The organism is Achromobacter sp. 1014246743 (assembly GCF_059760725.1).
This window is the reverse complement of record NZ_JCBANA010000016.1, coordinates 77,821-93,498: the sequence shown is the minus strand read 5'-3', so window position 1 is coordinate 93,498 and position 15,678 is coordinate 77,821. Positions and strand designations below refer to the sequence as shown.

General features: G+C 67.9%; 11 protein-coding genes. All 11 read right to left on the bottom strand.

Annotated features, from left to right (window positions below):
• Nucleotides 1-5,237, bottom strand: a 5,237-nt coding sequence (locus AC6LJ2_RS09315; protein WP_498151232.1) for a two-partner secretion domain-containing protein, incomplete at its 3' end; no start/stop codon positions are given.
• 387 nt (nt 5,238-5,624) lie between these two features.
• Nucleotides 5,625-6,107, bottom strand: a complete 483-nt coding sequence (locus AC6LJ2_RS09310; protein WP_263913662.1) for an RES family NAD+ phosphorylase — start codon at nt 6,105-6,107, stop codon at nt 5,625-5,627.
• Complete coding sequence (locus AC6LJ2_RS09305; RefSeq protein WP_263913661.1) at nt 6,104-6,499, bottom strand: antitoxin Xre/MbcA/ParS toxin-binding domain-containing protein; 396 nt, start codon at nt 6,497-6,499, stop codon at nt 6,104-6,106. Before AC6LJ2_RS09305 ends, AC6LJ2_RS09310 begins: the two co-directional genes overlap by 4 nt.
• A gap of 19 nt (nt 6,500-6,518) precedes the next feature.
• Nucleotides 6,519-7,595: a peptidylprolyl isomerase gene (locus AC6LJ2_RS09300; protein ID WP_445656983.1), complete on the bottom strand. Its 1,077-nt coding sequence runs from the start codon at nt 7,593-7,595 to the stop codon at nt 6,519-6,521.
• 99 nt (nt 7,596-7,694) lie between these two features.
• Nucleotides 7,695-8,171: a YbjN domain-containing protein gene (locus AC6LJ2_RS09295; RefSeq protein WP_263913659.1), complete on the bottom strand. Its 477-nt coding sequence runs from the start codon at nt 8,169-8,171 to the stop codon at nt 7,695-7,697.
• Between the two features lie 42 nt (nt 8,172-8,213).
• Nucleotides 8,214-8,918 (bottom strand): DNA repair protein, encoded by a 705-nt coding sequence (locus AC6LJ2_RS09290; RefSeq protein WP_498151231.1) that lies wholly within the window; start codon nt 8,916-8,918, stop codon nt 8,214-8,216.
• Nucleotides 8,919-8,928: 10 nt separating this feature from the next.
• Complete coding sequence (locus tag AC6LJ2_RS09285) at nt 8,929-10,623, bottom strand: putative porin (RefSeq protein WP_445656986.1); 1,695 nt, start codon at nt 10,621-10,623, stop codon at nt 8,929-8,931.
• Nucleotides 10,624-10,659: 36 nt separating this feature from the next.
• A complete protein-coding gene (locus AC6LJ2_RS09280) occupies nt 10,660-11,373 on the bottom strand; it encodes a TonB C-terminal domain-containing protein (RefSeq protein WP_445656987.1) in 714 nt (237 codons plus the stop codon).
• 17 nt (nt 11,374-11,390) lie between these two features.
• Nucleotides 11,391-11,810 (bottom strand): ExbD/TolR family protein, encoded by a 420-nt coding sequence (locus AC6LJ2_RS09275; protein ID WP_263913655.1) that lies wholly within the window; start codon nt 11,808-11,810, stop codon nt 11,391-11,393.
• Between the two features lie 12 nt (nt 11,811-11,822).
• Nucleotides 11,823-13,748, bottom strand: a complete 1,926-nt coding sequence (locus tag AC6LJ2_RS09270) for a DUF2341 domain-containing protein (protein WP_498151230.1) — start codon at nt 13,746-13,748, stop codon at nt 11,823-11,825.
• Between the two features lie 37 nt (nt 13,749-13,785).
• On the bottom strand, nt 13,786-15,405 hold the full coding sequence (locus tag AC6LJ2_RS09265) for a ShlB/FhaC/HecB family hemolysin secretion/activation protein (protein ID WP_263913653.1): 1,620 nt from the start codon (nt 15,403-15,405) through the stop codon (nt 13,786-13,788).
• Between the last annotated feature and the right edge of the window lie 273 nt (nt 15,406-15,678).

Below are 15,678 nucleotides of genomic sequence, written 5' to 3'. Positions count from 1 at the left end.
TTGCTGTCGCTGCGGCCATACGAGATGCCCATGCCGCCCACCGAGAAGCCGCTTTTCTTTTCCCGGCGGTAGTGGTCTTCGGCGTAGGCGTTCACGCCGGCCTGCACGGCCAGGTCGCGTGCGGCGTCCAGCACGATGTCTTTGGAAGCCAGGACCTGCGCACCCGTCATGCGGATGTCGCGCCCGCCGCTAACCAGGACGCTTTCACCGGACAACTGCGTGCCTTGGGCGGTGGTGGACGCAGTGCTGTCCTTGGTGTGCGAGGACCGGCTGGACAGAAAGCCCTTTTGCTTGATGTAGGTTTCGTTATAGGTGGCGCTGGAGGCCTCGCCCGCCAACAGGTTGACGTCACGCTCAGCCATGATGGTCAGTTGCTTTTCCGAGGTCAGTTGCGCGGCTCGCGTGGAGACGTCGCGGCCGGCGGTCAATGCCAGGTTTCCGCCCGCATTGATCACGGTGCCGGCTTCCTGCGCGGTGCGCATCTGCGCCGCATTCTTCTTGCCGTACACGTAGCTTTCCGCGTACCGCTCTTCGGACGTGGTGAGGTTGACGTCACGGCCGACCTGGATTCCGGCATCACCCGTGGCACTGATGGCCGCGGCCTTCGCGTTGAAGTCCCGACCCGCCTGCGCATTCAAGCTGCCGGCATCGATGCGCGCCACGCCATCGATACGCGTACTGCTGACCCCGCCGCTGGCGTTGGTCTGCGTGCTGGATATCAGGTTGATGTCACGCGTGGCGTTCAGCGCCACGGACTCGCCCTTGAGCAGCCCGGCCAGGTTGTCGATGTCGTTGCGGGCAGTCAGGTTGACGGTCTTGGCCTGGATCGAGCCGACGCTGTTGCGCACGTTCTGCGCGTTGACCACCAGCGCGTTGCGCGCGCCCAGGGTGCCGCTGTTGCTGAGGTCGCCCGTCGTGTTGATCTGCGTTGTACGGCCCGCGATGAGCGTGCCGTCGCCGCGCAGGTCGCCCGGTTTGACGGCCAGGTAGACCTGCGGGGCCAGCACCTTCTGCTGCGTGCCATCGGGCAGCGTGACGGTCTGTGCGACGAGCCAGACGATGTCGCCAGTCAGCTGGCGCATCTGGTCTTGCGTCAAGGCGGTGCCGATGGTCAGGCCGAAGTTGCCGGCAAATTCGGCGCCCGCGGCAAGCAGCGCCTTGTACTGGGTTTCGTTGTCGGTGTAGTCGCCCACGAAACGCTGGCCGCTGGCCAGCATGACCTGCTCGGCCACCAGCTTCTGTTCATAGAAGCCATCGCCCAGACGCTTGAGGAGGTAGCTGCTGTTCTGGTTGAGTTGGCGCAGCAGGGCGTCGCTGGACGTGATCGTGCGCGAGCCCAGGAACTGGCGGTCGGTGGCGATCAATGTGGGTGCGTCCGGGGCCGACATCACGCGGTACAGCGCGTTGGTCGGCAGGACGGGCGCCAGCGTGGGCACGCGGATGACGAACTTGCCGGGCGTGGCAAATTCGATCAGCTGGGCCGGCGCCAAGGGGTGGGTGATGCCGCTGGCGTCGGGCCTTGCGTTGCTGGTGGCCGGTGGCGCGGTGTTGCCGGTGGCGCTGGCCACGGCCAGCTCGAACCGTTCGGGGACTACGACGTCGTTGTAGGAAGTTTTGCTTTCCTTACGCCGCTGGCCCTTGGCGACGGTGTGCACTTCGGTACCCTTTCGTGCGATGCGGCGTTCGCCTTCGGCCCCGATGTTGTTGACTGACGGGCCCTCTACCGACAGCGTGGCGCCGGCGATGATGCGGCTCTTGTCGTTGGTGACGGCGCCCGTGAAGCGGGCGTTGCCGCCGGCAATGATCCGCGCCGGGTCCGTGGATACCGTGCGGCTTTCGGAGGCGACTTCGTCGACCTTGTAGTAGAAGAAGTTCTTGACCAGCCGGCGATTGAAATCGGCGTTGAAGGCGTAGATCTTGCCTTCCAGTTCTCGATGGCGCGCTTCATTGGTGGCCAGGGCCTGATCGCGTTCAGGCGTAGAAACCTGGCAGGTCTGGTTGATGTTGCACTTGACCTCGACCAGGGGCGGCACCTCGACGGGCTCAGCCACGCCGAACACGCGCCAGACGCCGTCGCCGGCCTTGTAACGCGGGCCACCCGGCTGGTAGCTGCAATCTTCGCCACCGGGCCCGCACACATATGGGTCGGGCAAGTAGGCCGGCGGAATGGGCGCATCCCTGCCTTCCCTGCCTCGCACGCCTTGCACGTAGTCAAAGGGCGGGCCGTAGCGCGATTCGGGATACTGATCCGACGGCAGCAGCAGGCGGCGCTCGGAATCGTCTTCCAGGAAGACTTCCGGGTCCTTGCCGCAAGCGGTGGTGACGGCGTCGCACAGCCACAGCTTGTCGCCGTCCATCAGCTCGGTGGAGTTTTCCAGGCGGTAGTACAGCTTGCCGGTGGTGGACGTTTCGACCTTGCCGCTGACGTAGTGCTGGTTCAGGTTCTGGATGCTGGCCGCCGCGATGTCGGCGTTGCGCTCGGCTTCGATGGTGGCCGATTCGTTGGACAGCAACGCGGCTTGGCCTGCGGCCTTGCCCGTGGCATCCAGGGCGCCGCCGATGCGCAGGTCTGCGCCGGCGTAGATCAAGGCGTGTTCACGGTTGGCGAGCGTGCCGACGCCCAGGTCCAGGTCACCGCGCGAGGCGATGACGGCATTGGGTTCGTTGATGAGCGCCGGCGTCTGGATGCCGATGCGGTCGCCGTAGATTCTGCCGGTGTTGGTGAGGCTGCCAGCAGTGATGCGGGTGTAGCCGCCATCGATGAGGCCGGCATTGGCCAGCAAGCCGCTGATGACCAGGGTGTTGTTGCGCAGGGCGATCAGTTCGCCGGTGGCGCGGTTGGTCAGCGTGTTGGCGGTGATCTTCAGGTCCTGGCCGGCGTGGAGCTTGCCTTCGTTGTCCAGGGTGTCGGTGGTCAGTTCCAGGGAACTGCCGGCCGTCACCGCGCCGCCGCGGTTGGTTAGGCTGTTGACCGCGAGCTTGGCGTTGGCGTCGGACGAGACATTGCCCGACGTGTTGTCGAGTGTGCCGGTGGCAACGCCCAGGTCCTGGCCTGCACCGATGCGGCCGGATTGGTTGTCGATGGCGCTTGCAATGACCGTGACCTGCTTGCCCATCACACCCAAGGCGCTCGTCGACGTGGGCAAAGCGGCTGCTGCGGTAGGAGTCCCTGATAGGGTCGGCGTTCCTGCCTGGGCCCACGATTCCACGTTGGCCGACATTGCGGCCCCCGCACCCGCCAGACCATTGGCGAGCGTGTCGCGGTTGTTCAGGCTGCCGGCCTTCAGGGCCACGAGGTTGTCGGCCTGGATCAGGCCGGCGCGGTTGTCGAGCAGGCCTTGTGTATTGAGTGTCAGGTCGCCTGCAGCAATGAGGCCGCGGGTGTTGGACAGGGTTTGCGCGTTCAGCGTGGCTTGCCCTTGGGCGGCAACGGTGCCACCGGTGTTGTCCAGATTGCCGGTGGTGTTGACGTCCAGTGCGCCGCCGCTGACGACTTTGCCGTTCGTGTTGGACAGGCTGGCGGCCTTGATGTCCGCTGAGCCACCAAAGAGGCCACCGCCCTGGTTCTGCAAGGCGCCGGTGTTGGCAACGGTAAGCTTGCCGTCCGCCTGCGCCACGCCGTTGCGGTTGTCCAGGCTGGTCGCCTGGATATCGGCCGTGCCGCCCAAGAGCTTGCCGCCCTGGTTGTTCAAGGCGCCGGCCGTTTCCACGCGCAGCGCGCCGTTGGCTTGGACGGAACCGCCTTGGTTGTTGATGCCGGCTGGACCGCGCAGCGCCACGCTGTCGCCCGAAACGACGCCGCCGGCCGCGTTGGCGATGGATTGACCGGTGATGGCAACCGCGCCGGTGCCCGCCAGGGTGCCGGCCGTATTGTCGATTGCGCCCACGACGTTGGCGGTCAGCCCTGCCCCGCTGGTGAGCTTGCCACCGGTGTTGTCCAGGCTGGAAGCTCGCAGCAGCAGCGAGCCGCCGTACACGGAACCACCGCGATTGGTGATTGCGCCGTTGGAGTCGAGTGTCAGCGCACCGCCCGCGACGAACTTGCCGCCCGACAGGCCAAGCGCATCGGCCGTGACCGTGGCGTTGCCGCCGGCCATCAGCGTACCGGCATTCTGCAGGTTATTGACCTGTACGCTCAGCGCGCCCAAGGGGCTGATGGAACCATCGGCCTGCAGGCCTGCGGTGAAGGCACCGCGATTGTCCAACTGCCGTGCCACGACACTAGCGTTGCCCGCCGAGGACATGGCGCCGGTGTTGGCGACCATGCCAGGCGCATTGAGCGCCAGCGCGCCACCCGCCGTGACAGTGCCTTCGTTGACGATGTCGCGCCCGCCCTGCACCGACAGGTCAGTGGCAGCCTGCATGCGGCCGGACGGCAGAATCTTGACGTCGCCGTTGGCGCTGACGGTCAGCGTGCCGGTCAGCGCAGCCAGGTTGCCGCCGATGTTCACGCCCACACCAGCCTCGGTGCCGATGAGCCGGATGCTGTTGGCGTACATGCCACCCAAGGCGGCCACGTCGATGGATACGCCAGTCGTAGCACCGGCGCCGGTCAGGGCCGACACGTCGATACCGTCGTAGCCCACCCGGGCGGGTCCCGCCACCACGTTCAGGCGGTCCGCCCACACCTGGGCGTTCAGTTCCAGCGTGCGCGCCAGCAGGTCCAGTTGGCTCAAGTTGGCGCCGTACAGACCCGCGCCTTCGATCGCCAAGCGACCACTGGCAATGTCAAAGCCCAGCGAACCATCCGGCCCCACGACCGGCTTGCCGGTAGTCAGCGTGGCGCGATTGGCGTTCAGAAACCCGCAGCCGTTGCAAGTGATACCGGCCGGGTTGGCAACAATGACGTTCGCCCGATTGCCGGCCACTTCCAGCATGCCGCGCAGTTGCGAGGGGTTGGGCGCCGTGACCTGGTTCAGGATGGTGGTGGCACGCTGGTTGCCCAGCATCGGGTTACCGGCCACTTGCCCTGCCACCTGCGTCTGGCTGGCCGCACCGCTGTTGTTGAGCACCACACCGGACGGGCCGACGTTGAACTGCGTGAACCGGTTGTCGGACACCCCGCCAGCCGAGGGCGGTGCAATGTTCACCACCGGCACGCCATTGGCCACGCCCACCACGGGCTTCTGCCCACCCACGTTCTGATCTACCGAAATCGGCAAGGTCTGCGCCAGGACGGGCGTCCAGACCTGCGCAAAGACCAGCAACGAGGCAATCGTGCGGCGTAACGTCGACATATGAGGCAAGACTCGGCAAAGGGGGTGAAACCACAACCGTTGCCACGACAGCCGACCTTCAGCCCGCCCAAACCCCGCGGACTATCGACAAAGCCAAAAGCACCGATCCGGAAATTGCCCGCTTACGCTACGCAATCCGAATCAGACAGAACATTGGAAGATTCTAATTTTTGAACCGATCTGGTGGAACCGACGGGACTCGGACCCTAGGAAGATTGACCTGTGACCCATGCGCTTGCCGCGCATCACCCGCGCCCACCGACGAACCGGTTACGCGCGTGCCGGGCGCCGCATCCGTGCCGCCCCCCCCCCCCCAACCCTCGCCGATCCACCCTGCGCCGATCAATCCCGCGCCGATCTACCCGGCACCGATCAGTCCCGTACCGATCAATCCCGCGCCGAAGCCAGCCACCCTGCCCCGTCCAGCACGGCCCCGTCGATGCCCGTCAGATGCGGCGCGAACGGGTAGGCCACCGACGACACGATCTGGCATTGCGCCCGTTGCGGGTGGTCCGTGTTAAGCAGGTACTGAAAGCCGCCGGCCGCGGACGGCACTTTCAGCAGCAGCGTGTCGCCCTCGGCCAGCCAGGCGTTGCCGAAGGCGCGGGACGCCTGCAGGTCGGTCTGCCAGGCCGCAGGCGGGCGCGGGTCGGCCACCGCCTGCGGCGGCACTCGCACTTCCAGCAGGAAGTAGTTGCGCGGCAAGGCCCGCGGGTGCGCGACCTCGGCCTGCGCCAGGCGGGCGAATACGGCGGCCGCGGGGGAGGCGTCCAGCACCACCACCGAGCTACCCGCCCCATGCCAGCGGCCGGCAGGGCGCGCGCGCGGCAGCAGGTCCTGGCTGTTGCTCAAGCGCCAAAGCGCGGTCATGGGCCGTTTCCTTCGTCGATGTTGATCAGCCACTGCTCGATCATGGCGGCGTAGCGGCCGTGCTGGCACAGCAGCATCGGCACCCGGCCGTGCAGCCGGCGCTTGGGGCTGCACAGCCAGCGCCGCGCGCCGTCCGCGCCGCCGAACACCAGCTCGGCGAGCCAGGCCACCCGCAGCGCCCGGTACAGGACGCGCAGGTCGGCCAGGTCCAGGCTGTGGTCGCGCAGCGGATCGCGCGAACGGCCCGCCTCGACCTGCGGCACCAGCGCCAGCCAGTGCAGCAGCTCGCCCGCAAAGGTGGTGCGCAGCGACTGCAGCAGCGCCGGGGCGCATTGCAGGCTGGCGGGCGGCCCGGCCTGGCCCAGGGCCTGGTCCAGCCGCGCGTCCAGCAAGGCGGCAAGGCTGTCGCGGTCAGGGCGCGCGGGCCGCGAGGGCGGGCTGGGCTTGCGCGGCGGACGCGCTTTGTTCGAAGGCGGCATTGAGGGCCGCGCCATCAATGCTGACGGTTCCTGCATTGAGCAACCCCTCCAGGTAAGCCCGTGCCGCCAGTTCCTGGCGTTGGCTGCGCAACGCGGCGCGCAATTCTTCCTTGACCTGCTCGAACGGCGTGACGCTGGCCGCGCGCAGATCGACCACCTTCAGGATGTGGAAACCCGCCGCCGATTGCACCGGCGCCGAGACCTCGCCGGCCTTCAACTGCTCGATGGCCGGACGCATTTCCGGCGTCAGCTGCGCCAGCGGCACGTAGCCGATGTCGCCGCCCTGGGCGCGGGTGGTCGCGTCCTGCGAATAGGTCTTGGCGAGCGCGGCGAAATCGGCCTTGGGGGCCTGGGCGCGCTTGACCAGGTCCAGCGCCTGCTTGCGGGCGCTGGCCACGGCGTCGGCATCCCCCAGCGCAGCGGGCAGGAAGATCTGGCTGACGCGGTACAGGGCCGGCTGCGCCAATTGCGGCTTGGCCCGTTCGTAGGCAGCTTGCAGGTCGGCGTCGGCCGGATAGCCGTCGGGCGCGCGGCTGACGGAATCCAGGTAGGTCTGCAACACGATGCGTTCCTGCGCGGCCTGGAAGGCGCGCTTGAGTTCGGGCTTGTCTTGCCAGCCCTGGGCGCGGGCCTGTTCGACCAGGGCCTTTTCGGCGAGGCGCGAGCGCAGCCATTGGTCCAGGCCGGCGCGGTTGCCCTGCAATTGGGCGCGGGCCTCGGGCGGCATGGCTTGCAGCTGGCGCACCAGCTCGTCGCGGTCCACCTGCACGGCGCCCAGCGTGGCGACGGCCGGGGCCTGCGCAGCGGCGGGGGCTGCCGGGTTGGCCGGGGCCTTGCCCGACGCGGCGGCAGGTTTGGCCGGGTCGGCCGCGGCGACCTTGGCGGGCGCGGCTTCGCTGCTTTGGGCCGGATTGCCGCGCATCAGCGCCACGGCGCCGGCCAGCACCGCGATCAGCAGCACGGCGGCGGTGACGCGCAACCGGGTGGGCTTGTCGGAAAGAATAGTCATGGTCGAAACCTCGCTTGCTTGAATGCGCCATTCACCCGGAACGGCGGCCGGTGGTTGGGGTCATCGCCCCCGCCGCCGGGCGCCGGCCCGGCGGATGGATCAGTTCGCCGCCTCGGCGACGGCCTCTTCCTGCGCCGCACCCGCGTCGGCGGCCTGACTCGTGGCGTTGGCGCGCAGGAACAGCAGGAATTCCTGCAACAGGCGGTCCCACAGTTCGGCGGTGGCGCGCAGGTAGTTCTCGGACACGCCGCCGGCCAGGATCACGTCCAGTTCCAGCACCAGGAAGGCGCCTTGCACGGTCAGGCGGGCAAAGCGCTTTTCCACGTTCCAGCGTTCGGCCAGGCCGGCAGGCAGCTCGCCCTGCACGCGCAATGCGCAGCTCAGCGTGTAGTCCAGGTAGTGGCCGTCTTCGGCGGCCGGGTTGCCCAGGCGCACGGCGAAACCCACGCCCTGGCTGGCGCTGAGCAGTTGCACCATGCCGTTCTGCTCGGACACGGTGACGCGGTAGCCGGCGGATTGCAGCAGTTCCTGCAGGCGTTCGGCGTTGACGTCGAGAATCAGGCTGGAGTCGGTCATTACAGTTTTCCTAGATGAAGAAATGAAGACAGGTCTTGAAAATCAGGGTTGGGCGGTCGGGGTGGCAGCCGCGGCGGCCGGGGCCGCCGACACTTGCGCGTCGTACAGCTTGTCGCCGTATTCCTGCGCCTGTTCCTCGAACTTGACGCGGGCGCTGCCGGCAAAGGGCTGTTTCATGGCCAGGATGCCGCCGGTGCTGATGCGTTCGTAGGCGTTGAGGATTTCCTTGCCGGCCTCGTACATCTCTCGGTTCTTGGCGACGCAGGTCTTGACCTGCTCGTCGCGCTGCGCCAGGGTGCGGGCCAGCGCCACGCGCTCGGTTTCCTTGGCGCGCGACAGCGCCAGCAGCTCGTCGTAGGCGCCCTTGAACTTGCCCAGCTGGGCATGGCTGGCCGCCACCTGCGCCTGCGCGCTTTCCATGACGGCGCCCTGCTGCTCGGCCAGCTTGTCGGCCTGGCCCTTGGCGCGGGCCAACTGGCCGCGCAGCGCTTCCAGCTCTTTCTGGGCCGCATCGCGCTGGGCCTCGGCCGCGGCCTTGGCGGCGTTGACCTGGGCCTGCTCGCTTTGCAGCTGCTGCAGTTGCTGGGTGGTGCTGCGCAACTGGGTGCGCAGGCGCTCTTCCATGGTTTCGGCCTGCGCCGGGCCGGCCAGGCTCAGGCCCGCCGCGCACAGGGCCACGGCGGCGGCCAGCCGCCGGCCCTGCCCAAACGCCCGCGGCTGGCGGGATTCATCCCATACGATGTGCATGTCCATGGCCTCAGAACCTGGCGTTGATCTCGAACTGCATCGTGTCGATGGACAGCGGCGCGCCGTAGATCTCGCGGGTGCTCATCCAGCGCAGGACGCCGTACACGTTCTTGTCGAAGGCGTAGCTGCCGCCGATGTAGTAGCCGCGCGCGTTGGTGCCGCCCTGGTGGAACGACGAGTCGTTGAAGGCATCGGGCAGCGCATCGGGCTGGATGTACTTGTAGCCCACGAAGGCCAGCCAGTCGCCCTTCTCTTTCAGGTCGAACGAGCGGCCCAGCGTGGCCTGCAGCATCCAGGCATTGGGGCCGCTTTCCACGTCGCCGTTGTCGCCGAAGTTGTTGACGATGTTGCCTTGCGAACGGCTAGCCATCTTGCTCTTGCTGTAAGCCAGGTTGCGGATGTAGTTGGCGTTCATGCGCAGGCCCAGGCCGTTGAACACGCGCGTGTCCCAGCGCAGGTTCAGGTCCAGCAGGTCGAACTTGGACGCCAGGCCCACGTATTGCGGCTGCGGCGTGTTGGCCGGGTCCAGCGGGTTGGCGGTGATGTTGCGCAGCAGGAAGAGCGTGTTGCCCTTCTGCATGAAGGCCGGACGCGACCAGTCGGTGTCGCAGTTTTCCTGGCCGGCCCACGGCGAGCAGGCGCTGGAGCGCTTGCCCGCGATGTTGTCGAAGTGGTAGTAGGCCAGCGCGCCGCGCAGGCTGTTCTGCTGATTGATCTTCCAGTCGGCGCCGGCCTGGGCGGCCAGCAGCCACTTGTCTTCGCTCTTGCCTTCCGAGAACGAGGACGAATTCCAGCCATTGGAGCCGTACTCGGTCGAGAACGCGCCCAGCGTGCCGAACAGGGTCACGTCGCGGCCTTCCAGCGGTTGCTTGAAGATCGCGGCCACGCCGTCGAAATTCAGGTCGTTCGAGAACAGCATGTCGGTGGATTCGAACGGATTGGCGATGCGGCCGCCGGTCACCGTGGCCCACTTGGCCGGGCGGTAGGTCAGGTAGGCCTGGTCCAGCCAGATGTCCTTCTTGCCCATGCCGCCGCCCAGCGTCTGCGACGTGGACACCGGGCTGTCGTCGCTGCCGGTGGCCAGGCGGATGCCGGCCGACCACGACTCGGAGATCTCGGCGCGCACGCCCAGCCGCGCGCGGATGCGCAGCTGGTTGCGGCGGTCTTCCCGCGTGTTCAGCATCGGCGGGTAGTTGTTGTTGGTGTTGCGGTTCAGGTCGTACGGACCCTTGGAATTGAGCTTGGCGAAATCGACGATTTCATTGCTGTTGTTGCCCGAGTACAGGCGCGATTCGTCGCGCACGCGCACGTCGCCGTCGATGGTGATGCGCGATACCCAGTCGGGGAAGGTGTTGGGCTGGGCCCAGTTTTCTTCCTTGGCCTGCACCATGACTTCGGCCTTGACCTCGTCGCGGATCTGGTCGCGCACGGTCTGCGGAATGTAGGGCACGCGCACGTCGCCCGGCTGGGCAGCGGCCGCGCCGCGGTCTTGCGGCGCGGCGCGCGCGGCCTTCGCTTCGGCTTCGGCCTGGGCCACCAGGGCCTCGGCCTGGTCCGCCTTGAGCACGCCCTGCTGCACCAGCAGGCGGATCAGGTTGATGGTGGCGTTTTCGGACGGGGCAGGCGCGGCGTGGGCCGGCAGCGTGGCGGCGCCCGCCGCGGCCAGGGCCAGCGTTGCCGCCAACCGGTTCATTTGGAACTTCATTCTCTTGGCACTCCAGGATCGGTTCAATTCAGCACTTCAGGAGGGGCGGCGGCCGGTCAGCGATGCGCGGATGGGCATGCTGGCCGAAGCCGGCGGACGTTCATCCAGGCCCGGCACCGCGCGCAGCGCCGCCACCACGCGGGCGTCGACATCGGCATCGCCGCTGGAACGGGTCAGTTCCACCCGCGTGATCTGGCCGCTGGCCGTGAGCCAGATGTTGGCTTGCAGGCGGAAGGTCAGATTGCGCGTGCGCTCGTCTTCGCGCAGGATCTTCTGCAGCGCGTAGGCGAGGTACTGGCTGTAGGTGGCGTTGCCGGCGCGGCCGCCGCCACCGCCCGCCATGCCCTTGCCCTGCCCCGCGCCGATGTTGAACGCGTCGCTGCCCGCCTGGGCGTCGCCGTCGATCTGCATCGGGTTGGCCAGGTCGTCGGCCGGGCGCGGCGGCGCCTCGTCCTGCGGCTTGGGCGGTTCGGGCGTGGGCTGCGGCTCGGGTTCGGGCGGGGCCACGGGCTCTTCCTTGGGCGGCTCGGGCTCGGGCGGCTTTTCCGGTTCGGGCGGCGGCGGAGGCGGCGGAGGCAGCGGGATGATCGCGGTGACCTTGGGCGCGTCGCGGCGCACGCCGGCCATGTCATTGGCCCAGCGCCACAGCGCGTAGGCGGCCGCGATCAACACCACCGCCACGGCCGCCAGCTTGAGCCAGCGAAGCGCGGGGTGCGGGGTGCGCGGGGTATCGGATGCGTGTTGCGGCATGGCGGTAGCCTCGGCCCCTATCTCGGCTTGCCGGTGACCAACCCGACCTGGGCCAGTTCCAGGCGGCGCAGCAGATCCAGCACTTCCACGACCTTCTGGTATTGCACGGCGGCGTCGCCGCGCACGATCACCGGAAAATCGGGGTTCAGCGCTTTCTCCGTGCGCAGCCGGTCTTCCAGCTCGGGCAGGGTGACCGGGTAGGCGTCCAGGAAGACCTGGCCGGCGTCGTTGACGGAAATGGCCTTGGTCTTGGGCTGCGCCAGCGCGATGGACGAGCTGGCCTTGGGCAGGTTCACCTTGATGCCGGCGATCTGCGCCGTGGCGGTCAGGATGAACATGACCAGCACGACCATCAGCACGTCGACCAGCGGCGTGATGTTGATGCCGTCGACGGGCGCGTCATCATCATCGTCCTGGGAAGCGGATACGGAAGCCATGGGGTCGTCTCCTTACGCTTCGGCGGGCTGCGGCTCGCGCACGGCGGGGCGGGCGGCGGGCGCGCGCGCGGCGCTGTGGTGGGCGGCTTCCTGGGCCTGGGTCTCGCCATGCACTTCGGCCAGGCGCGTCACGAATTCGTCGACGAACACGCGCATGTCGGCGCTGACTTCCTTGTTGCGCGAGACCAGGCGGTTGTAGCCAAACAGGGCGGGGATGGCGACGAACAGGCCCATGGCGGTGGCCAGCAGCGCGGCGGCCATACCCGGGGCGATGGCGTTGATGTTCACGTCGCCGGCCATGGCCGTGCCCAGGAACACCACCATGATGCCCAGCACCGTGCCCAGCAGCCCGATATAGGGGCCGCCGGCGATGGCGTTGGACAGCACGCCGAGCTTGGCGCCCAGCAGCTGGTTTTCCTTGGTGCGCACGGCGTCCAGCGAGGCGCGGATGGCTTCGATGGTGGCGGCCGAGATCGAGCTGGTGTCGGCGCCCTGCTCGCGGCGGGTGCGGATTTCATTGATGGCCACGCGGTACAGGCGCCACAGCGAGGCGTGTTCCAGGCGGGTGGCCAGGGCCTTGTCGTCGGCCAGCAGTTCCAGGCGCTGGCCGACCTTGGCGAACGACTCGCGGAACTGCTCGTTGGCACGGGCCACGCGGGCCACGTTGCGGCTCTTCTTGATCATGATGATCCACGACTGCACCATCATCAGCACCAGGATGGCGATGATGACCCAGGCGTCGATCGGCACGGCCTTGAGCAGGAAGCCCAGGCCGCCGAAACCGAAGCCCGATTGTTCTTCGTCGGTGCCGTAGGCCACCAGGCGCGATTCCGAACCCTGCGACAACGCGTCGGCCAGGATCAGCGCGGCCGGACGGGCCACGCGCGACAGGCGCACTTCGTCGATGGCGCCGACGAACGGCGCATAGACGTGCGGGGCGGCAACGGGTGCGGCGTCGGCAGCCGGGTTGGCCGGGTTGGCGGCGCCATTGGCGGCGGCGCCTTCCGCGGCGGCGGGCGCCACGGCCGGGGCCGGCACGTCGCCGCCCAGGGCGGCGGGCGTGTTCAGCGGCGGCAGGCTGGCGGCCAGCGACGACGTGGCGCGGCCATTCACATACAGCGTGACGCGGCTGCCGTCGGCCGTCACGGCCAGGTGCTGCCAGGCGGCCGGGGTCAGCGACTGGCCGGGCTGGCTGCGCTGGCCGTTCACTTCCACGAAGGGCACGCCCTGGTTGATACCGACCAGGAGCGCGTTGCCGGCATCGCGGCGGGCATAGACCAGCTGCTCGCCGGCCGGTTGGTCGGCGCGCACCCAGGCGCTGAAGGTGAAGGCGCCGGCGGCGGGCACGGCCAGCGACGGGCTGGCGGGCAGCATCAGCGGGGCGCCGCCCGTGAACTGCGCGGCGCGGCCGATCACGCCATCGACGGCAGCGGCCATCGGCGTCTGGGCATTGTTGCTGTTGCCGGTGGTGTCGCGCGGCGGAGCGCCGGCGGCGCCGTCGAAGTGATAGACCAGCGTGTAGTTGGGGTCGAACGTCAGCTGGCCATTGGCGGACGCCGGGGCCTTCTGGTTGCCGTAGTACATCCAGATGTCCTGGCGCTGGCCGTCGGCCAGCTCGGGCAGGTCCACCCACACCAGCGCCATGCCCAGCAGCGGGTCGAAGGCTTCCAGCTGGTGGTTCAGCACGGTCTGGTCGTCGCCCGCCACGAAGCGGATGTCGGCGCCCTTTTCGTTGATGCCGTCGAACGAGAAATTGCCGGTGTGCAGGCGCACCAGCAGCGGCGTGCGGCCCGCGGCGGCGCCCAGCGGCGCGCCCTGCGGCGTGCTGTCGACGGTGATCTGCTTGCGGTACTGCCAGTCAGGCTGCCACCAGGCATGGGCGGCGGACGGCAAGACGCCGGCCAGCACGGTCAGCAGGAGCATCAATAAGCGTTGCATGGTCAAGACTCCGGGGTGAATACGGTTTCGCGAGCGCTCAGAAGCTGGCGCGTACGCTGAAGTTCAGGCGGGGATCGTGTTTCTTGGTGTTGGGGCCGTCCTTGAGCGGATAGCCCCAGTCCAGCGAGCCGGACAGCCAGTCCAGCACCTGCAGGCGCGTGCCCAGGCCGACGCTGGCCAGCGAGTAGCTGGCGTCCTGCTCGGGCAGCGGATCGCGCAGGCGCAGCGTGGCGGCGTCGGCAAAGGCGTAGAAGCGCCATTCGTTGACATTGCTGCCCAGCCAGCGGGCCAGCGACGGCGTGCGCCACTCGACCGAGCCCAGGAAGCCGTCGTCGCCGGTGCGTTCGGCGGCCAGGTAGCCGCGCACGCTGGTGCTGCCACCGGCCGAGAACTGTTCGTTGGACACCAGCGCGCCGGACGACAGCTGGAAGCCGGCGCGCAGGCCCAGTTGCCAGTCGCCGAACAGGTTCTGGGTATGGGTGCCGTCGCCGCGCAGCAGCGCGAAGCTGGGGCTGGCGCGATAGCGCTTGTCGTCGAATTCCTTCCAGTCGCTGCCCATGCCGAAGAACGAGCGGCTGGCGCCCACGACCGACAGGCCCAGGCTGCTTTGCGACGATTCGGAATAGCGGTAGCCGTTGTACGAGAAGGTGAACGGCAGGTATTTCAGGGGAATGCGGTCTTCGTTGTTGCCGAAACGGGTGGTTTCGTCGAACTTCTTGTAGTCCAGCCCGACCGACAGCGAGTTGTACCAGTCGCCCTGCGGCGCCAGCGTGTAGATGGCGCTCATGCCGAACGAATAGCCCTTGCCCAGCACGTTGGTGCCGCCGATGGTGGCCACGTTGCTGTCGCTCTTGTAGCCGGTGAACTGCAGGCTCCACTGCTTGTCCAGCGGCATCGAGTACGAGCCTGACCAGACCTTGGCGTTGTCGGTTTCCTGGGGCGCGGTAAAGAAGGTCAGGCTGACCGAATGGCCCAGCTGCCACAGGTTGTCATAGCCCAGCGAGGCCGTGCTGCGCAGGCGCGTGGTGTCGGCGCTGTAGTCGTTGTTCAGGCCCAGGCTGGCGTGCCAGGGGTTCTTGTCCTCGACCTTCAGGTCCACGTCCATGGTGCCGGGCACGCGGCCTTCCTTGACCAGCGGCACCACCTGGCGGCTGGCGCCCTTGTTCAGGTCGGTCAGCTGGGCCTGCGCCTGGTTGAAGTTGGGCACGGCGCCTTCCTGCAGCGCGGGCACTTCGTCGCGGATCGTCAGCGGCGAATAGTGCTTGGCGCCCACCACGCGCACCCGGCCCACCTTGGTCTCGGCCACCTGCAGGAACACGATGCCGTCGGCCACCTGCTGCTCGGGCAGGTCCACGTAGACCGACTGGTAACCGCGTTCCTGGTAGAGGGTCTGCAAGGCTTCGCGCGCCGATTCGATATCGGCCAGCGTGCGGTCCGGCCCCAGGTACGGGTAGACGGCCTTTTCGATGTCGCGCGCGTCCAGCACGGTGTTGCCGCGCACGATGTATTCGTTGATGTTGACGCGGCGCGCGTGGCTGTCCGCGGCCGGCGCCGGCTGCGCCCAGGCCGCGCCCGCGGCCAGCGCCAGCACCATCGCTCCCGGCGCGCGTCGCATCATGGCGCGCAGCGCGCCGACCCTGCTCTCGAAATCATGCATAGCGATGCACTCAGTTCCTTGTGTGATAACCGGTCTGGCACCGGCCGCTACCGTGCAGTGCGCTTGCGACATTCCCGTTACGGTTTTTGCCCGCATACCCGCGTCTACAGCTTCTGCTTGTTACTAGACGTTCCGGGGCCGCGCGGACTGCGCGTTGTAAGAAAAATTTCATGAAACAGCGCGGGCCCCGGGAAAAGGTGCGCAGAAAAGAATCAGGGCCCGGCGTTTGGCGGGCCCTGATTCACTTTTTGCCTGTCGTTCCTGTGACGCTGG